Genomic DNA, 19,783 nt, shown 5'->3' on the forward strand with positions numbered 1-19,783 from the left:
TTTTGGTGAACTGGTGTGAGATCACCGTGAGCCGTCCTGATGGTAAGGTGACTTACAAAAACTCGTTTGCCACCAATCACATTCTGACCCACGAAAACGTGGCAGAACTTGTTCTAGCAGGGCGAACACGCTGGAAGGTGGAGAACGAGAATAACAACACCCTCAAGACCAAAGGCTACAACTTAGAACACAATTTCGGGCACGGAAAGCAGCATCTCTCCTTGTTCCTAGCGACCCTGAACATCTTGTCTCTGCTGTTCCACACGTTGCTAGGGTTGCTCGACCAGAAGTACAAACTGCTCCGCTCACACTTGCCCACGCGCAAGACCTTTTTTGATGATTTGCGGGCGTTGACCCGCTACCTGTATTTCGACAGTTGGGATCACTTGCTCACCTTCATGCTCGAAGGATTAGAGCTAGACATCTCACCCAATACCAGTTAAATTGCCATACTGAGAATTGCTGTACTGATAGTGCCCTCCATAGCCATCGTCGAACGTCAGTAAGATCGATTTGTTAGGTAAAGGGCTACCGGTGCGCAGATGAGCCATCAATTGAGCGAGGCTAATTGGGGTCATCTGGTTCGACTTCATCCGCTCAAAGTGCTGTCTGAGTTCGTTAGGCGTTAAGTCATACGCCACTTTCTTTGCTGGCAGAATGTCGTGATACATCATGATGGGCACTCTTGCCTGCAAAGCATGGGGATGCAGTTTGGGGAAGGGGGCAACAGATGCGGTTGGAACGTTTGCAGGACAGGTGTGCCAGGTGCGTGGCAGTTGTGCCATCCCATCAGAGCGAGCGGCAGATTGTGCAATACCTGAGGCGGCTGCAATCAAAAGAATCGTGCTCAAGCACAGGGTAAGAAAGCGGTTCATCATCTAGACGTTTTAAGCTCGTTCATTAGAGTTACAAGCCAACAGCGAGATTAACAGAAGCTCTGACGATGCAGGCGAGAGACTGTGCAGTTTTTTGTGTAAGCGGTCAAAATAACATCCAATGACAGGAAACCGTCCATGAAAGAATCCAATCCTTCTGCCGCCAAAGTGGACCAGCTGCTCGATGAACTGCTGTAAGATTACTCCGGACCCGAAGCCGTTCTCGGAGAGCAAGGGTTGCTCAAACAACTCACCAAGCGTTTGGTGGAAAAGGCGCTACAGGCAAAGTTGAGCCATCATCTTCAATAAAACAAGAGACTGTTTCGTTCACGGCTTTTCTCCTAAATAGCTTATGGCATAAGCTGTTGCGACATGAGCTCAATTTGCAAAACTTCTCCAAATTGCACCACTTAATATCCGCTAGGTAATCGCTGAGTTAAGGCGATCGCTATTCTGCAAGATGTGCTGTAAGCACGGGAGAACCTAACGTGAAATGGCTCCTAATGCTCTTAATGTTGTTTTTTGAGCATTCGTCAACCCTGTTGCACCTTGAATATTCATGCCTTCATAAAGACGATCGCCTTTCACCGTTTTGATACAGTGTCCTGTTGCGACATCCCACAGTTTGATGGTGCGATCGAAGCTCCCACTCAATAGCATTTGACCGTCGGGGCTGAAGACAACGGATGCAATCCAACTGGCTTGTCCATCCATCACATGAAGGCATTCCCCTGTCTCTAAATTCCAGAGGCGAACGGTTTGGTCATCACTGCCACTGGCAATCGTTTGACCATCAGGGCTAACCGCAATGGTAAATGCGATGCTGGTATGCCCGTGTAATGTCCTTAAACAGGCTCCAGTTTGTACATCCCACAATCGAATCGTTTGGTCAAAGCTGCCGCTCGCTAGAATCGGCTCGGTTGGATGGAAGGCTAGCGCGTAAACCCCGCCCTTGTGTCCTTCTAGCACCCGCAGGCACTCCCCGGTCTGCGCGTCCCATAGCCGAATCGTTTGGTCATAGCTGCCACTTGCCAAAGTTCGACCTTGGGGATCAAAGGCGATCGCCCGCATGCTGCTCTGATGCCCCTGTAGCAAGTGTAAGCACTGGTGAGTTTGCACATCCCACAGACGCACTGTTCGGTCACGGCTGCTGCTTGCTAGGGTTTGCCCAACGGGGTTAAACAGCACCGCTAACACAGGAGCATCATGAGCAATCCAGCGATCGCCCTGTCCTGTTTGTACATCCCATACAAAAATGGAGCCATCTTCCCCGTTGGTGGCGATGGTTTGACCATCCGGGCTAAAGCTTAAATTTGAAATTAGGCTGTTTTCTCTGTAGAGGGTTTTGTAGGGAGGCGAACTGAGTAGTTCTCTATCAACCTGCCATTGCCATAAATGAATCGTTCCCGTTCGACTACTACTACTGGCAAGCAGTTGATTCGGCGATCCAGTTCCCGCTGAGGCAAAATCATTCTGATTCTGAGCTGCTGTAACTGTGACAGGACTAAAAATTAAGGCGTGTTCTCCATAGGTATAACCGCTTAACGTTTTGAGGCTTTGCCCACTCGGCATCTGCCACAGCCGCACGGTTCGATCCTGGTTGGCGCTGATCAAGACCTGACCAAACCCCTCTGGGGATGCTCCGCGAACGGCACTGATGGCGATCGCCAGAGCAGATACCGCCTGCTCGCCCAGAATATTCGTACAGTATCCGTCTTGGACATTCCAAAGCCGAAGAGTGCCATCATCACTGCTGCTGACTAAAGTGTCACTCTCGGGACTAAATACAATGTTCCGAACCCAATTGGTATGCCCCCGCAGCGATAATTCAGGATTAAATGAATGGGTTTTAGAATCAAGCGGATGAATCCATAGTTGAATGCAGCCATCGAGACCGCCACTTGCCAATCGTTGACCATCCGGGCTGTAGCGCACGCAGCGAATACCGGAAGAGTGTCCTTGCAACACACTTAGGCATTTTCCAGCCTCAACATCCCAAATCCGAATCGAGGTATCCTTGCTGCCACTGGCTAAAATGGAATGGTTGGGTGAGAAGTGAACGGAATAAACGTTTTTGGTGTGTCCTTTCAAAACGTGCAAGCAGTCACCCTGTAAATTCCACACTCTTGCGGTTTGATCATCACTACCACTAGCTAACCATTGACGATTAGCGCTAAAGCTTAAAGACCAAATTCGACTCGTATGCCCTGTCGAAATCCACAAACACTGACCACTTTGCACATCCCACAACCGCACCGTCGCATCATTACCGCCACTCGCCAGTGTCGTGCCATCGGGACTAAAGGCAACAGCCCAAACTCCACCGCAATGTCCTTCAAACGTCGCAATGAGTTGATGAGATGCAACATCCCACAAATACACAAAACCGTTGATATCGCCTACGGCAAAAACTTGACCATCGGGGCTAATATCAACCGATGTTGGCACCCCCAAGGTCTCTGAAAACAGGGATGTTGCTAAATCAGAGTTTTGAAAATTTACCCCTACTAAATTAAGCTGCCGCAGGTCGGCTTGCCGCACTATGAGTTCAGAAAAGTCGGAACCCTGCAAATCTACTTTGAGCTGCACCAGCAGATTGATCAAATTCCCCGCCGCATATCCTGCTCCATATTCTGACCGTTGTTGTGCTAGAAGTAGCCTTGCTCTACTTTCAACTTCTGACACATTTCGGTAAGCCGATAAAAGCCATTCCATTACAGGCTGCAAAATTAATCGCAGTTGCATTTCTCGAATATAGTCTTTCGCCTGCACCCGCATTAATGAATGACTTTGCCATACATCAAGCTGTCGGTTTGCAAATTCTGTACAAACCTGTTGAATCAAGCGTTCCGTGACATATTCCAACACCACGGGCTGCAAGAAAAATAATCCATCTGTTTTTTCGAGCAGCGATCGCCGGAGCAGTGAATTTACTTGTTGAGGAACGGTTTGTTGTGAGGCTGCGCTGATAATGCTTTCACGAATCTCTGCGATCGCCACCGGTTCTCGGTGAATAGCGAACCAGTAGAGAATTTTCTGTTCCTCTATCGATAGACGATTAAACTGGCGAGCGAGCAGATCGCGAATGTCTTCAAAGACAAAAATGCCCTGCTCCAGGTAGGTCAGAACCTCTGCAACGCTACCGTCGAACAAGTCTTGCGTGGCAGAGGCAACCAACTTCAAGGCCAGAGGATTGCCGCCATAGTGATTGACCAGGGTTTGCCACTCGGCTTGTGAACCTGTAAACGCTCCTTTTTGCTGAAAAATAGCGCGTCCATCATCGGGCGTGAGTCCACTTAGAAAAAGCGATCGCACTACGCTCTGTTCGCCTTCCATCAACGCGATTTCCCGTGGCTTTTCGCGGCTGGTCAGCAAGCAACAGCTTTGATGGGGCGTTTCTCCCAGTGTTCTCAAAAACTGTCCATAAGCTTCATAGCCCGATCTCCACTGACCCACTTGTTCACTATGCAAGATAGTTTCAGCGTTATCTAAAATCAGCAGGCACCGCTGCGATCGCAAATATTCCATCACCTTCGACAACTTTCCGTCTACCGTTGTAGGCATGATGGGATCGTCGCCTTGAAGCGGCATCAGAAATTTCAACAGGCTGGTGAGGAGATCGTCGAACGAGGGTGCATTGGCAAGCGATCGCCATACCACAACCTCAAAGTCAGACTGCATCTGTAGCGCTGCTTTGACAGCGATCGTACTTTTGCCAATCCCACCGAGCCCCAGTAGCCCAACTACGCGACAGCGTTCAGCTACTACCCACTGCCACAGTTGCGCCAATTCGGTTTCACGACCATAAAACACTGAGGCATCGACCGCGTTATCCCAGTCTTGTTGCGGATCTTCTCGCTGCGACTCTAACGTTTTAGCGGCGGCGACAGGGGGTGCATAATCAGCCTTTGTGAGTTCCAGCCCAAACGCCTGAAAAAGGATCTCTAGCGACTGCCGATCGACACCAAGCTCGCGATTAAGGATTCGGGCTAGGGTATTGAGAGATAGTCCTGTGCGTTCGTTGAGATCTTCCTGTGTGAACCGTTTACCCCAGGTTTCCTCCGATTCTGCCTGCTGTTTTGCCGCTTGAAATCGCTGCCATCCATGAGGCGACAAAGTGACTCCTCTGACTCGTGTAGAGGCAACCCCACTGCGCTTGGATTTCTTGGCATTGGCATCCATAAGCAAATTGCCGGATTAAAGGGCAAAGCAAGTCTTTTTACTTTTTTATTTTTATGAGGGGCTGCATCCTTTTGTGGAATTGCAAACCACTGAATCAAGGTCTTTTCTTTTCTCCTGGAGAATACCACGCTTCACCATAAGTTGCAGCTTTAACTCAAGGAACTTGCGTGGTCTAAATGGAATGTCTGATGAAGAATGAGAACAACGAGGTAAACGTCGAGCCAGTGCCTTCGTTCGCATTGGATTTAATCTATGACATTCATTCAAAAGTAAAGGGGTTGTACTTCCAAATGTTGAGCTACCGTTTTTGAAAAAAACAGGTGAAGCTATGCAAGTACTTATGAATAGACCACTCAAGGATAAAGCTATGAGAACAGGGATAAATCGGCAGTTACGCTTGGCAGCTCGTCCTGTTGGTGACATCAAGGAAAGCGATTTTGAGTATCGGGAAGAACCAATCCCCAGCCCTCAATCAGGTGAGATCTTGGTACGGACTATCTATCTTTCGCTAGACCCAACCAATCGCATTTGGATGAGTGACATGGAGCAGTACATGCCTCCCGTTGAAATTGGGGAAGTCATGCGCGGCGCTGTTATCGGTGTGGTTGAAGAATCTAAGAATCCCAACTTTAAACAGGGAGATCTGGTGTCGGGTCTGCTGGGTTGGCAAGATTATGCGATCGCTGAAGGGAACAGTGGCTTTTCTCTCATGCGACTACCTGATCCTTTGCCCTGTCCGCTCACCGCATTTATGGGACCCCTGGGACTAACGGGTTGCACGGCTTATTTTGGGCTTTTGGATATTGGACAGGCAAAAGTTGGAGAAACTGTAGTCGTGTCAGCAGCATCAGGAGCAGTCGGTTCCATTGTTGGACAAATTGCCAAGATTAAAGGCTGTCGGGTGGTGGGTATAACGGGCTCTGATGAGAAATGCCGCTGGCTGGTTGAAGAACTTGGGTTTGATGCCGCGATTAACTATAAAACCGCCGACTTGGAAAGTGCGATTGCACAAGCCTGTCCCGATGGGATTGATGTTTATTTCGATAATGTTGGGGGTTCCATTCTTGATGCTGTGCTGACCAAAATTAACCTGCACGCACGTATTCCTCTATGCGGTTTGATCTCAGCTTATAACGCAACAGAGCCTGTTCCTGGCCCTTATAATTACAGCCAAATTCTGACAAAGCGTGTTCGTGTGCAGGGGTTTATTATCCTCGATTATATTCCCCGATGGTCTGAAGCGATCAGCGACCTTGGACAATGGCTCAGTCAAGGAAAAATTAAATATGCTCTGGAGGTTGTCGAGGGCTTGGAAAATGCACCGAAAGCAATCTTAAAACTTTTCGACGGCAATAAGAAGGGAAAACTAGTCGTTAAAGTCTCAGAGGAACCTAGCTAATTACGTCAGATTGGCTGTGGACTTTTTTGACAGTGTTCAAGTTTTTTCGCTGAGCCCTTGCCTCAACATTGGCAGGATTTATGCGATCGCTTCGACATCAATCCCGCTGACTAATGCCCTTATCTAGTAATAGAGTAAAGCAAATCTTTTTTATAACGGGCTGCATCCTTTTGTGCGAATTGCAAACCCTGAATCGAGGTCCTTGTTCCTGCAGAAAACCACGCTTCACCATAAGTTGCAGCTTAACTCAAGAAACTTGCGTGGTCTAAAGGGAATGTCTGTTGAAGAATGAGGACAACGAAGTAAATGTCGAGTCAGCACCTTCTGTTCATTCTGAACCTGACTCATGTTTTCCATCTTGATGCCAGTCTCCTTGGCGATCGCTCAGTTTCTCGCACCCTTGCAAAAGAGTTCATCTCAGACTAGCAAGCTGCTCATCCAAACTAAGGAAAATCATGCTTAAATTCAACAAACGACTGACTGCCTTAGCCTTTTTAACACTAATGGTAGCTAGCTCCACTGTGCCAGCCGTAGCTACTCAAGATCAAAGCCCAGTCGAACAACTATGTCGGCTAAGACCAGGTATCAAACCTGTTTGCACAGTGTTGGTAACTGACCCAAATGGAGTCGTCATCCGCTCTGGCCCTGATTTTAATGCTCGAAGAATTGGTGTCATCCCTTACCAACATGATGTCAACGTCAGAGTAACCGAATGTTCTGGCGAATGGGTAAAGCTTGCTGCTCGTCCTGGTTGGATTCATTATCGCTACCTGGAAATGGCTGGGGACTGAACTATACCTGGGTCATTGCATAGAATCAGCTCCAGTTTATAGCCTGACTCTGGAGCGCCGAAACAGCAAAGCAGATCCGATAAACATCATGACGAAAAACGCATTCAAACCTAATACACCCAACACACCCATAGATGCTTCTACCGATGTCACCTGGGGTTTCTTGATAATCAGTGCGATCGCAGGAACCAATGCCTGAGCGAGTGCTGTTGCAAACAACGTACGTGCCATTCCCCGTGGCCGTAAACGCGCGATGGTGGCACCGAGGATGCCAATGGCGACCACTCCGAAATACATCAGGTTAATGGGGTTGTCCTCAGACCCGATGATACCAACGGCAAGGTTCATCCAGACGAGGAGGAACGCTGCCGCGAGTGCGATGCCAACGGCTACTCGGTATGCCATCGTGCCCCCCTTCCTCGCTACCAGTTCATAGGCGAGACCCGTACCAAAGATGAGGGTACCAGCAACAATGAAATCGGTCAGATCCCAAACTACTTGATTGGTAAACAGCATCGCTATCAAAGGCATCAGCAATATGAATGCTGTCCCGAGTGCAAGGTAAATAATGTTTTTGTTTTGCCTAATGATAGATGTTATGTTCTCTCTCATAATTCCCGCGGATGTTTCGACGAACATCCAAAGAGCGCAACCAAATAATCCTCGTCCTTCCTGTGCACGCTCTCGGAGAAGATCGGTGAAAGTTTGCTGCATTTCCTCACCGAAGCGCTCATAGTAAGGCTTCGAGTAAAGACGAAGCAGTTTTGCATACCAGTTCCGGTATCGTCGTATTAAGCGTTCGTTCATATGTCCTACGCAAAAGTATTCGGAAAGATCCGTTTTTGTTGAGCAACCATCAGAAGGTCGTGGTATCGCTCCAGTTCCGCAGCGAGTGCTTTTTTGCCGAGCCCGGTGATTTGGTAATAGATCCGCCGCTCGTCATCCATTTTTGGGTCTATCTTTTTGTCGCTCTCACATATCAATCCCGCCTCAATCATGCGACCAATCGAACCGTAGAGCGTTCCAGGTCCCATCTTTACCTTTCCCTGTGAATCCGACTCGACCTGCTTCATGATTTCATAGCCATGGCGCTCTTGTGTGGAGAGCGCGAGAAGGATATGAAACACTGCTGGAGTAAGGGGTTTATTGGTTGTATTCTTTTTATCCATACCTCATGCTATATCCGTTACGGATATATGTCAATACGAGGTTAAAAGTCTGCAAAACTACCACACTTCACCATAAGTTACAGCTTAACTGCAGGAACTTGCATAGGCTAAATGAAATGTCTGTTGAAGAATGAAGACATGATTGAAAGCTAGGTTAACTACCTTGGCGACCAATCACACTACCAAGAAAACAAATAGGGTGGTATTTAGGCCCAAATCCGGAAACCCGTCTTGCGAGAATCCATGAGTAAAGCAAACACTTGAAGATGTGGCCGAACCACACTAAAGGATTTCCAATGAAAGTATTAATTGCATCAACAGCCGCCCCAGGCCATTTGAATCCACTGCTAGCAGTCGCCAACATTCTGATAAAACACAATCACGAGGTAGTTGTACAGACGGCATCTGAGTTGAGGTCGGTGGTGGAGGCAGCAGGGGTGCCGTTTACTCCGGAGCCTCCGGCAACCAACAGTTTCACCGATGCGATGCCTCGCTACTTGGAGCTGAGGCAGGCGAAGAATCCAGGCTTGGAGCTGTCAGCTTTCGACCTCGAATATTTCTTTGCGAAAAAGATCGGCGGGCAGACAGCAGGACTCAATCAAGCTCTGCAAGACTTTCCTGCGGATGTCATTCTGGCAGATGCGATGTTCTTCGGTACGCTGCCGATGCTTCTGGGAGCACGCGAGGAACGTCCCGCAATTGTGCATCTGGGCATAAGCGTGCTGAATCTGTTCAGTGTGAAGAACAGTCCACCACAACCGGGCATGTCGGAAAAAGAGCAGCTTGCAGAACGTGAGAGACGAGAGCGTGTGTTTCATCAGCCAGCCAAGGCTGGAGTAGATAAGGCCCTAGCCGAACTTGGCTACGGTCCGCTACCATGTTCCCCCCTAGAGAGCATGTCTGTGCTGCCTGATCTTTATCTGCAACCGGGAATCGAGAGTTTCCAGTATTCGGATGATTCGTCCTCCTCGTCGCCTGTGCACTATATCGGTCTTCTACCGATGCCCCCAGGACAGCCAGCGCTGCCAACGTGGTGGCATGAACCCGAGCGGACAAAGCGCCTGGTTCTTGTGACTCAGGGAACGCTCGCGAACCGAAACCTCGAGCAACTCATTGGTCCAGCGTTGACTGGACTGGCCAAGGAAGAGGATGTGATCGTTCTGGCAACCACGGGAGGACAACCGATCGAGTCGATTCTTACCGAGATTCCGGCAAATGCACATGTCGCGTCGTTTCTGCCTTACGAATTGATTCTGCCGAACGTAGATCTGCTGCTCACAAACGGAGGATATGGCACGGTAAATCTGGCGATCGCACATGGGATTCCAATAGTCTCGGCAGGGATGACGGAGGACAAGGGGGAGGTATCGGCACATGTGCAGTGGGCTGGTGTCGGAATCGACCTGAGAACCCATCAGGCAACGGCAGAGGACTTACGTGCAGCGGCAAGAGAAGTTCTCGACAACCCTGTGTATAGTAAGCGGGCGAAGGAGCGGGCGCTGGAGTTCGCGAGCCACAACACGGAGATGGAGGTGCTGAGACTGATCGAAGCGTGTGTTCTGGAGCCATCGACCGTTTGAAAAATAAGGAATGCCAGTAGACTGTTCTGGCGGGGTGGGGCTGAAGAATAGCACGCTTCACGATAAGTTGCAGCTTAACTCAAGGATCTTGCGTGGTCTAAATGGAATGTCTGTTGAAGAATGAGAACAACGAAGTAACCGTCGAGTCATGAACACAAAGGAGACCAAGACGTGAACATGTCCGCTCTTAGAAGCAGTACCCGCTTGTTTTCGATCGCCGCACTCTTTTTAGGAACCACTCTAATCACTTCGCTAGGAACTGTCATGAACGCTACAAACGCACAAGACATCAAACCTACTATCGTTCTTGTTCACGGCGCGTTCGCTGAGTCGTCTAGTTGGAATGGCGTATTGACCAAACTGCATGAGAAAGGTTACCCGACAGTTGCCGTAGCCAACCCTCTACGTGGAGTGAAAAGCGACGCGAACTATGTTGCCAGCGTCCTCAAGAGCATTGAGGGGCCTACGGTGTTAGTCGGACACTCCTACGGAGGTGCGGTGATCACCAACGCGGTCAATGACAATGAGAACGTGAAGGCACTCGTCTATGTTGCGGCTTTCGCTCCGGATACAGGTGAGACTGCCGTCGAACTCTCAGGACGTTATCCTGGCAGCACTCTCGGGCCAGCACTCGCGCCACCTGTTGCAATACCTAATGGGGGTCAAGATCTTTATATCCAGCAAGACAAGTTCCACGCCCAGTTTGCTGCGGATGTACCTGTCGCGGCGGCACAGCTGATGGCTAGCACCCAACGACCCATCACGGAAGCTGCTCTTAACGAAGCCTCTGGTACCCCCGCCTGGAAATCCACCCCGTCCTGGTTCATTTATGGCGATCGCGACTTAAATATTCCGGAGGCAGCCCTCTCTTTCATGGCAAAGCGTGCCAACTCGAAGGAAACGATTGTCGTGAATGGCGCATCGCATGTAGTGATGGTTTCTCATCCCGATGCCGTCGTTAGAGTCATAGAGCATGCTGCAACCGCAGAGTAGAGAAGCTGGCTGTGCCGTAAAAACTTTTGAATGTGATCCAACCCAAAGAGGTACCACGATGAATGTCTTAGTGATCGGAGCGGCGGGCAAGACGGGAAGACAGGTGGTGGAACAGGCCGTTGCTGCTGGCCACACTGTGACGGCCTTCATCCGCGATAGTGCTCAATACAACGCCCCGCCTAACGTTCGCGTTCTCACGGGGGATGCAACCGACCCAGCGACGATGTCCCATGCGACAGCTGATCAAGACGCCGTGATCGATACAGTCGGCGGCAAGACGCCGTGGCGGAAGACGGAGATCGAACAACGGGTTGCCCACGCTATCGTCGCAGCCGCAAAGAAGAATGGCACACGCCGGATCATCGCGATCTCGGCTCTGGGTGTAGGGGACAGCACGGCGCAGGCAACACTCCCATTCCGGCTGTTGCTGCTGCCTACATTCCTGCGTGGCTCTACAGCGGATAAGACCGCTATGGAACAGGCGATCGCACAGTCAGGAATCCCCTATGTGCTAGTTCGCCCCGCCGTGTTGAACGACCAGCCAGCTGTCGGCTCTGTGCGCGTGCTCGCAGGTGTAGAGAAGGGTCGACAGGTAACCCGCGCCGATCTGGCCGCGTTCGTTGTAGAGCAGTTGGCCAGGGACACATATGTGAACCAAGCCGTTACGATTGCCAACAGCTAACATGGCGTGCTCACGGAATATCTGAACGCTTCAATGTCTTAATTCTTTGTGCGATGCAATTCCATCATTCACGTGCTGCGGCATTAGGATCTCTGAGTGTTACTTTTTGAGTATTCGTCAACCTCGTTGCACCTTGAATATTCATGCCTTCATAGAGCCGATCGCTCCACAGGCTTCTCCGATGTCAGGTCGATGATTCTTTGAAACCACTAAATATAAGAGACAACTACTGAATCAGCGCCTTTTTTCCTGAAAAATACCACGCTTGACGATAAGTTGCAGTTTAACTCAAGGAACTTGCGTGGTCTAAATGGGAGGTCTGTTGAAGAATAAGGACAACAAGGTAAATGTCGAGTCAGCACCTTCCCACATTTATAGCAAGGAAACTAACCATGAGATTTAACTCCCATCGCACCGTCCAAGCCGTTCTGCTTTCTATCACTTTTCTCAGCGTTCTCAGTTTTACCCTTTTTTTCCAGCTTCCAGTCTCAGCCCAATCTGCCTCTCAGATTGCTCCTCAGATTGAGCAAATTGGCGAAGGCCAAGGAGATGTTCCACCTGCTTACCGCTTAGTTATCAGCGACTCTGAAAACATTGTCTATGTTTACTGCCCAGAAAACTATGCACCTAAGCTCGACTACCTTCGCAATGTAAAAGCACTGCAATGCGAACCCATGTAAGAGAACTCAGCTGATTCAATTGATTCGTCAACCACTCACAACTACAACTTTAAGGAGAATTTCCATGTCTACTACCACTCAACAGAAACCTGTCACTATTTTGCAACAAGGGTCAGTTGGGCCAGAAGTTACCGATTTACAATACATTCTGCAAATACGCAAGTTCACTGCCAACGCGCCTGATGCTCAGTTCGGCCCCGTGACGAGAGCCGCAGTGGTTCGCTTTCAGAAATCCAAAAATCTAGTAGCTGATGGCATTGTCGGAGCAGCAACCTGGACTGCAATGGGATATACTTGGCCAGAAAATCAGCCTGGAGTTTTCTTGCGGGAAGGAGATAGTAGCAATGCTGTGCAACGGATGCAGCAAGCGCTGTTAACAAAAAGATTCAGTTTGGGGTTGGCTGATGGTATTTTTGGCCCCAAAACCAAAGCTGCTGTGATTCAGTTACAGAAGAATGGTGACGGAGAACGCCTTTCCAATACTCAAGGAGTCGTTGGTCCCATAACCTGGGGCATCATCATGGGCCTCAAAGTGCCTTAGTTAGAGTATGATTGTCAGCTCTGATCTGAGTATCCTTTGCATAGATCCCTAAATAAGGAAATGCGATCGCCTACTATCAAGCGATCGCATTTCCTTATTTAGCCTGATGAGCCAGTTCAGGTATGATCCTCTCAATTATCTCTCTTCTGTCACTCCTGCTAGAGAATCGCTAAAAGCCCCAAACTTCGTTGGGTGCTGCTTGGGTATATGGACGGAAACAATCTCATCATTCACGCCAGCGATAGTCTACGGGCACCCAATCATAGCCCTGATTGTTTGCATGAATATGACCGATTCCTGGAAAAGAGACATGGGCGGCTGCGACGAGACGACGGGTTCTTTCTGCATCGGCAAATTGTTTTGCCCGTTGCGCTGCTGCGGCATTAGGATCAACGTCAAAGTCGATCGTGATTTCGGGCTTTGGAAATTGAACCGAGGCGACGTGCACAATATCGCCCCAAAACTCGATGCTCTCGCCTTGGCTTTCCACTAAGAAGAAACTGTGTCCAGGTGTATGTCCTGGTGTGGGGCGTGCGGTAATCCCAGGTACAATCACCGTCTCGCCGGAAAACGGCTTCAGCTTGCCCCTATCCAGATAGGGTTTAATTGTCTTAACGGCTTCGTTGAAATATCTTTGATAGTCTGGCGATCGCTTTGCGTTAGCAGGGTTAAGCCAAAAATCAATATCGGGTTTGCCGACATAGACCGTAGCAGCCGGAAACATGGGTTGACCCCCTACAACCAAACCACCGCTGTGATCGGTATGGATGTGAGTAATGAGAACAATATCGATCTCGTCGGCTGTATAGCCTGCTGCCTGCAATGACCTCGGTAGCTTGCCGCCTAGTTCCCCAAACAATTCCCCTGAACCTGTGTCTATCAACACCTGCTTGTCTCCAGTATCGATGAGAAATACATTGATCGAGGCTTCAACAGGGTTTTTAAGGAAGCTTTGATGCAGGAGGCGATCGACTTCTGCCTGGTTCGTATTGGTCAGGAGGGGATGCAGATCCAACGGTACTGTGCCGTCGCTGAGGGCGGTAATTGTGAAATCGCCTAACTCGAATTGATAGACACCCGGCACTTGAGGTTTTACCGTTTTCTCTGTGGTAATTCCCGGAAACATCATTGAGGTTGCAATCATCAACACTGCGGTGACAACAGCTATGGCAAGCCTAAAAAACATATTCGAGATATCCCAGTGGTAATTGAAAGTTGAGGCAACATAAACTTAGTTGGTAAAACTTTACCCAGTTGCACCACTCAATATCCGCTAATCAAACGACAAATTAAAGCGATTTTCCACTGGAGAGGCTGGAGCGTTACAGCCTGGTGATGATGAATACCACGCTTCACGGTAAGTTGCAGCTTAACTCAGGGAACTTGCGTGGTCTAAATGGAATGCCTGTTGAAGAATGAGGACAACAAGGTGAATGTCGAGTCAGCGCCTTCACCTTGAACCCAACCCATACCGATTTAGGAGAAATTCTATGTCACAGTCAATCAACACAGAGCGACTTATCTTAGTCACCGGAGCTACAGGTAATCAGGGAAGCGCGATCGCCCGTCATCTTCTGCAACGCGGCAATTTCAAGGTTCGTGCCTTGGTGCGTGACCCTAACAAGCCTGCTGCTCAAGCTCTCCAACAAGCAGGCGCAGAACTCGCAGTCGGAGATCTCAACGATCGCGCTTCCCTCGATCACGCTTTGCGAGGTGCCTACGGTGTATTTTCGCTACAGATCTTTCAAGATGGAGTAGACACCGAAATCCGTCAGGGCAAAGCGGTTGCAGACGCCGCTGCATCGGCGGGCATCCAGCACTTCGTCTACAGTTCGGTAGGGAGCGCCGAACGCAACACGGGTATTCCGCATTTCGACAGCAAATTTCAAGTCGAAGAATACATCCGAGCCAGCGAGTTGCCCTATACAATCCTGCGACCCGTTTTCTTCTTTTACAACTACAACATGATGCGCTCGATGGTTGAGACTGGAACGCTCTTTCAGCCATTGAGTCCTGAAACGAAATTGCAGCAGCTTTCCGAAGAAGATTATGGGGAGATGGTCGCTGATGTATTCGATCGCCCCGCAGACTTCATGAACGGCGAAATTGAGCTTGCCAGTGTGGACATGACCATGCCAGAAATCGCTGCTGCGTTCAGCCGTGTTTTAGGAAAAACCGTCCAATACCAACAAATTCCGTTTGAAGCGTTTGAGCAGCAAATTGGAGAGGAATTGACCATCATGTATCGCTGGTTTGAGAGCGTGGGCTACGCAGCAGATTTAGCGCAGTTGAAGCGTGATTTTTCCGCACAGACCGACTTTGAATCTTATTTGCGCGATCACGGCTGGCAGAACCAGCCAGAAGCGCAGCCGCTATCGGGTCAATGATTTTTTGAAACCACTAAAGCTAAGAGAAGCTACTGAATCAGGGTCTTTTTCCTGAAGAAAACCACGCTTCACGATAAGTTGCAGCTTAACTCAAGGAACTTACGTGGTCTCAATGGAATGTTTGTTGAAGAATGAGAACAACGAGGTAAAAGCCAATGCGGTGAAGGTGGCTCCCTCATTCCCAACGTACTTTGAAACCATCGCTTTTTAAGGAGATTGAAACAGTGATTTTGACTACAGCAGGTGCGATTGAAGGCAAAAAGATTGTTGACCACTACGGGATAGTCAGTAGCGAAACTATCTTGGGTGCAAATATTTTCAAAGACTTTCTTGCAGGAATGCGGGACATGGTAGGTGGGCGCTCAGCGAGTTATGAGAAATCTCTTAGAGAAGCTAAAGAGATTGCCCTGACAGAGCTGACTGATCAAGCAAAAACCCTAGGTGCAAACGCTGTGATTGCCATTGCCTTGGACTACGAAACAATTGATTCCGGCGGTGGAAGCAGTATGTTGATGGTCGCCGTGAGTGGAACGGCTGTACGCTATCAGGAGCTTCAAACCGTTTAGAGGCTGACTTTTCAAGGGAACTCAAGCCCACCAAGTAATAAGGGAGATAGGGATAGGGGAGAACTCACTTCCCCATCTTCCCCAGCCAAAAGATACCGTGAAAAGTTGCGGCTTTAACTCAAGGAACTTGCGTGGGCTAAAGGGAATGTCTGTTGAAGAATGAGAACAACGAAGTGAATGTCGAGTCAGTACCTTCGTTCGCATTGAAACCAACCCATACTGATTGAGGAGAAATTTTATGAGCACAATCACAACGCAAGATGGTACACAGATTTACTACAAGGATTGGGGATCTGGACAACCCGTTGTCTTCAGCCACGGTTGGCCTCTGAATTCTGATAGTTGGGAAGCTCAAATGCTGTTTTTAGCAGACCACGGGTTTCGGGCGATCGCTCATGATCGTCGGGGACATGGGCGATCGAGCCAACCCTGGAACGGCAATGAGATGGATACCTATGCTGATGATCTCGCGACGCTGATTGAAACGCTAGATCTGAGCGGAGCTACCTTAATTGGTTTCTCTACAGGTGGCGGTGAAGTTGCCCGCTATATCGGTCGCCACGGCACAGGACGAGTTGTCAAAGCCGCACTGATCTCCGCTGTTCCGCCACTGATGCTGAAGACAGAGAATAATCCTAACGGACTGCCGCTCGAGGTATTCGATGGGCTTCGCGCTGGCTCCCTAGCTGACCGATCGCAGCTCTACAAAGATCTCGCTAGCGGTCCCTTCTTCGGCTTCAACCGTCCAGGTGCCAAAGTTTCTCAGGGCATGATTGACTGGTTTTGGCTCCAGGGAATGCAGGCGGGACACAAGAACGCTTTCGACAGTATCAAAGCATTTTCTGAAACCGACTTCACGGAAGACCTCAAAAAGTTTGATGTGCCAACGCTGATTATTCATGGTGATGATGACCAGATTGTGCCAATTGGTGCGGCTGCGATCGCAGCCGCCAAACTGGTGAAGCATTCCATCCTGAAAATCTATCCAGACGCACCTCACGGTTTAACCGACACGCACAAAGAACAACTCAACAACGACCTTCTATCCTTTCTCAAGGACTGACACCGGACGTTGATGTGAGACATCTTTTTCAAAGGGATGAACCCCGGTGTAAGCATTGGCAATTATTCGCCGCAAGCATTGAGAACTGTATTTAAAGAGATTCAATTTTAGGAGTAGAACCCATGAAATTAAAGCCTATCAATCAGCAAGTCGTTGCCATCGTTGGCGCTTCTAGTGGAATTGGCAGAGAGACAGCTCTGCGGTTTGCCAAAAAAGGGGCAAAGGTTGTTGTTGCTGCTCGCGGCGAGTCTGGGTTGGCAACGTTGGTAGATGAGATCAAACAGTTGGGTGGAGACGCGATCGCCGTCATTGCTGATGTGAGCGAATTTGAACAGGTGAAAGCGATCGCCGACCAGACCATTGCCACCTACGGACGACTGGATACCTGGGTGCATGTCTCTGGTACCAGTGTTGTCGCCCCGTTTGACCAAGTCACACCGGAAGAATTTAGAAGAGTCATTGATGTCAACCTGAATGGGCAAGCCTATGGCGCGATGGTGGCTCTACCGCACCTCAAAAAAGAAGGAGGTGGCGCACTCATTCACGTTTCCTCATTAGCGGCAAGAGTTCCGTTTCCATTACAAAGTCCCTATGCAGCTTCCAAGCACGGCGTAGCAGGCTTTTTAGATTCCATGAGAATTGAATTGCAGCACCAAAAACAGCCGATCAGCGTCACCAATGTGATGCCTGCCATCACAAATACCCCCATTTTCAACAAAATTCGAACGAAGATGGGCGTCGCGCCTGCTGGATTACCGCCTTACAACAAACCCAGCACCGTTGCCGATGCCATTTTATATGCCGCTGAGCACCCTACTCGTGACTTCGTTGTGGGTGACATGGGGCGAATCTTAGAGATGCTGCAACGCATTGCCCCGTCGATTGTCGATCGCTTATTTCTCCAGGTTGGCTTTACCGCTCAACTGACAGGTGAGCCAAAATCGGCAGATGCGCCCGACAACCTATATGCCCCAATCTCTGGTTACGACACCGTAGAGGGCGACTTTGGCAAGTTGAGCGTCCCCAGCTTCACGGATTGGCTCGATCGCAACCCACCTATCAAATGGGGTGCGATCACAGTAGTTGCTGCCAGTGGCTTGATTGCCATGCTGGGGGGTATTTCAGGATAAAAATCTCGTTGTTATGGTGTCGCAACCGAACATGGCATGACGATCGGTTCCACGCTGATTGATCTCTATAGCATTGGCTCCCTGCGGTTGCGATCGCCTAACCCACTCGATGCTAGGTTTCAATTTTCTCTTACTGCTAACTCAATGCTAACAACATTAGAACAGGCTATGAATGTTAACTCACGGACTGATGTTTTTGATGTCATCATCGTCGGTGGCGGTCCAGCCGGTTTGACAGCTGCCTTGATGCTCGGACGAGCCTGCAAACGGGTCTTGGTCTGTGATGCTGGAAAGCCACGCAATCAAGTGGTTCATGCCGCCCATGGTTTCTTTTCTAGAGATGGAATTTCACCTGCAGAACTGTTGCAAATTGGACGAGAGCAATTGCATTCTTATGAGGGTGTTGAAATTCAGGTGGGTGAAGTAGTCGATGCTCAAAAATTGGGCGATCGCTTTCAAGCGACTTTGAGTGATGGCAACCAGTTTGTCGGTCGCAAACTCCTGTTAGCCACGGGTATGAAAGATTCACTTCCGGCAATTGATGGATTCGCAGAACTTTGGGGTAGCAGTATTTTCCACTGTCCTTACTGCCATGGTTGGGAAGTGCGAGATCAACCTTTAGCGATTTATGGCAAAGGCGAGGTAGGACTTGAAATGACATTCATGCTGACCAGCTGGAGCCGCGATCTAGCGCTCTGTTCAGATGGTCCTGCCGAATTAACCCATGAGCAACGACAGCAGTTATTGAAGTGGGGAGTTCAGCTACGCGAAGAAAAAATTGCTCGACTCGAATATCAAGACGACAAACTAACAGGAATCGTCTTTACGAACAATAAAGCGCTGCCCCGTCGCGGTCTATTGCTGCGCCCTCCATCGTATCAGCACAGCCATCTAGCCACAAAGTTAGGTTGTAAATTTGGCAGCAATGACATCGTACAAGTGGATGAGAGTAAGCAAACCTCGATTCCTGGACTCTATGCAGTGGGCGATGTGTCTAGCCCTTATTCACAGATCGCCGTAGCAGTCGCGAGTGGAACGCTCGCTGCTGTGGCCATCAATCGCACTTTGACTGAAGAAAATCTGGTTCAGCTTAGGTAAATCAGCGACAAGGGAGCTATGAGTCATGTTAAAGTCAGAGACTTTTGCCTCAAATCAACAATTTATTAATGCCTGGAGCTACTTTGCCAGTGCATGCCCTCAAGGAGAAGTTTTAGAAGCGAATGAATTAGTCATCACCTGGAGCGGCACAGACAATTTCTTTATCAATGCTGTCTTTCTGACTATACCTGTCCATGACGAGGCTGAGCTAGAAACAAAGATAAAAGTGACTGTTGATTATGCCAAAAAGCGCAATCAGCCCTGGTGGATGATAGTTGCTGAAGACTCAATACCAGAGTTCCTGAGTCCTCAACTCGATGAAGTCTTTGCTCGACAGGGGCTTGTTCCCTTATCCAGGATGACTGGTATGGCTACTGAGCAACTGCTTCCGACAACACATCGCTCGAAATTAAACTGCGTCAGTGTGAATATCTTGGAGATGAGACAAGCCGTCGCTGACATTAATGCGATTAGTTCTAATCTTCCTCCTGCACCTTTTCGCAAAATTTTAGAACTTGATCAATTTTGGCAAGAGACGGTATTCGGTACAGTGGGTTATGTAGAAAATCAACCCGTGTCAACGGCGATCACGTTTCTGGTCAACGATGAAGCTTATTTTCAAACTTATACCTGTTGATGTTAGATTC

General features: G+C 49.2%; 18 protein-coding genes and 2 pseudogenes. 15 read left to right on the top strand and 5 right to left on the bottom strand.

What is annotated here, in order from left to right; translation table 11 throughout:
* A pseudogene (locus NDA01_RS25650) lies at nt 1-443 on the top strand (ISNCY family transposase); the annotation flags it as partial.
* On the opposite strand, the gene NDA01_RS32000 reads toward NDA01_RS25650, so the two are convergent.
* Complete coding sequence (locus tag NDA01_RS32000) at nt 426-878, bottom strand: hypothetical protein (RefSeq protein ID WP_431193521.1); 453 nt, start codon at nt 876-878, stop codon at nt 426-428. The pseudogene NDA01_RS25650 and the gene NDA01_RS32000 overlap by 18 nt on opposite strands.
* A 135-nt stretch (nt 879-1,013) precedes the next feature.
* On the opposite strand from NDA01_RS32000, the pseudogene NDA01_RS25660 reads away from it, so the two are divergent.
* A pseudogene (locus NDA01_RS25660) lies at nt 1,014-1,178 on the top strand (IS256 family transposase); the annotation flags it as partial.
* A 180-nt stretch (nt 1,179-1,358) separates the two neighbouring features.
* Here NDA01_RS25660 and NDA01_RS25665 read toward each other — a convergent pair.
* Nucleotides 1,359-5,057 (bottom strand): WD40 domain-containing protein, encoded by a 3,699-nt coding sequence (locus tag NDA01_RS25665; protein ID WP_348230201.1) that lies wholly within the window; start codon nt 5,055-5,057, stop codon nt 1,359-1,361.
* A gap of 307 nt (nt 5,058-5,364) precedes the next feature.
* Between NDA01_RS25665 and NDA01_RS25670 the strand changes: the two genes are divergently transcribed.
* Both NDA01_RS25670 and NDA01_RS25675 read left to right on the top strand, forming a co-directional pair.
* Nucleotides 5,365-6,456 carry an NADP-dependent oxidoreductase gene (locus NDA01_RS25670; protein ID WP_431193522.1) on the top strand — a complete coding sequence of 364 codons (1,092 nt, stop codon included), beginning with the start codon at nt 5,365-5,367 and terminating at the stop codon, nt 6,454-6,456.
* Nucleotides 6,457-6,911: 455 nt separating this feature from the next.
* Nucleotides 6,912-7,247: an SH3 domain-containing protein gene (locus tag NDA01_RS25675; RefSeq protein WP_348230202.1), complete on the top strand. Its 336-nt coding sequence runs from the start codon at nt 6,912-6,914 to the stop codon at nt 7,245-7,247.
* Between the two features lie 36 nt (nt 7,248-7,283).
* Here the strand turns inward: NDA01_RS25675 and NDA01_RS25680 are convergent, their stop codons facing one another.
* Nucleotides 7,284-8,054, bottom strand: coding sequence for a hypothetical protein (locus NDA01_RS25680; protein ID WP_348230203.1), 771 nt, complete (start codon nt 8,052-8,054; stop codon nt 7,284-7,286).
* Nucleotides 8,055-8,059: 5 nt separating this feature from the next.
* Complete coding sequence (locus NDA01_RS25685; protein ID WP_348230204.1) at nt 8,060-8,416, bottom strand: PadR family transcriptional regulator; 357 nt, start codon at nt 8,414-8,416, stop codon at nt 8,060-8,062.
* A 296-nt stretch (nt 8,417-8,712) separates the two neighbouring features.
* Here NDA01_RS25685 and NDA01_RS25690 point away from each other — a divergent pair, with 296 nt between their 5' ends.
* From NDA01_RS25690 to NDA01_RS25710, 5 genes are all read left to right on the top strand, one after another.
* Nucleotides 8,713-9,996, top strand: a complete 1,284-nt coding sequence (locus tag NDA01_RS25690) for a glycosyltransferase (RefSeq protein WP_348230205.1) — start codon at nt 8,713-8,715, stop codon at nt 9,994-9,996.
* Between the two features lie 177 nt (nt 9,997-10,173).
* Entirely contained in the window at nt 10,174-10,989 is an 816-nt protein-coding gene (locus NDA01_RS25695; protein WP_431193530.1) for an alpha/beta fold hydrolase, read from the top strand.
* Nucleotides 10,990-11,047: 58 nt separating this feature from the next.
* A complete protein-coding gene (locus NDA01_RS25700) occupies nt 11,048-11,671 on the top strand; it encodes an NAD(P)-dependent oxidoreductase (protein WP_348230207.1) in 624 nt (207 codons plus the stop codon).
* Between the two features lie 392 nt (nt 11,672-12,063).
* Entirely contained in the window at nt 12,064-12,351 is a 288-nt protein-coding gene (locus tag NDA01_RS25705; RefSeq protein WP_348230208.1) for a hypothetical protein, read from the top strand.
* Nucleotides 12,352-12,415: 64 nt separating this feature from the next.
* Nucleotides 12,416-12,892 carry a peptidoglycan-binding domain-containing protein gene (locus NDA01_RS25710; RefSeq protein WP_348230209.1) on the top strand — a complete coding sequence of 159 codons (477 nt, stop codon included), beginning with the start codon at nt 12,416-12,418 and terminating at the stop codon, nt 12,890-12,892.
* A gap of 226 nt (nt 12,893-13,118) precedes the next feature.
* Here the strand turns inward: NDA01_RS25710 and NDA01_RS25715 are convergent, their stop codons facing one another.
* Complete coding sequence (locus tag NDA01_RS25715) at nt 13,119-14,036, bottom strand: MBL fold metallo-hydrolase (RefSeq protein WP_348230210.1); 918 nt, start codon at nt 14,034-14,036, stop codon at nt 13,119-13,121.
* Between the two features lie 346 nt (nt 14,037-14,382).
* On the opposite strand from NDA01_RS25715, the gene NDA01_RS25720 reads away from it, so the two are divergent.
* The 6 genes from NDA01_RS25720 to NDA01_RS25745 all read left to right on the top strand — a co-directional run bounded on the left by NDA01_RS25720 (nt 14,383) and on the right by NDA01_RS25745 (nt 19,773).
* Nucleotides 14,383-15,279, top strand: a complete 897-nt coding sequence (locus tag NDA01_RS25720; protein ID WP_348230211.1) for an NmrA/HSCARG family protein — start codon at nt 14,383-14,385, stop codon at nt 15,277-15,279.
* A 224-nt stretch (nt 15,280-15,503) separates the two neighbouring features.
* A complete protein-coding gene (locus NDA01_RS25725; protein ID WP_348230212.1) occupies nt 15,504-15,845 on the top strand; it encodes a heavy metal-binding domain-containing protein in 342 nt (113 codons plus the stop codon).
* Nucleotides 15,846-16,083: 238 nt separating this feature from the next.
* Complete coding sequence (locus NDA01_RS25730; RefSeq protein WP_190442161.1) at nt 16,084-16,908, top strand: alpha/beta fold hydrolase; 825 nt, start codon at nt 16,084-16,086, stop codon at nt 16,906-16,908.
* A gap of 122 nt (nt 16,909-17,030) precedes the next feature.
* The gene (locus NDA01_RS25735; RefSeq protein WP_348230213.1) at nt 17,031-18,038 is read left to right on the top strand and encodes an SDR family oxidoreductase; all 1,008 of its coding nucleotides are present in this window, start codon (nt 17,031-17,033) and stop codon (nt 18,036-18,038) included.
* Between the two features lie 36 nt (nt 18,039-18,074).
* On the top strand, nt 18,075-19,136 hold the full coding sequence (locus tag NDA01_RS25740; protein ID WP_348230214.1) for an NAD(P)/FAD-dependent oxidoreductase: 1,062 nt from the start codon (nt 18,075-18,077) through the stop codon (nt 19,134-19,136).
* Nucleotides 19,137-19,161: 25 nt separating this feature from the next.
* A complete protein-coding gene (locus NDA01_RS25745; RefSeq protein ID WP_348230215.1) occupies nt 19,162-19,773 on the top strand; it encodes a hypothetical protein in 612 nt (203 codons plus the stop codon).
* Nucleotides 19,774-19,783 lie beyond the last annotated feature (10 nt).

Source organism: Trichocoleus desertorum AS-A10, assembly GCF_039962155.1.
GTDB lineage: Bacteria > Cyanobacteriota > Cyanobacteriia > FACHB-46 > FACHB-46 > Trichocoleus.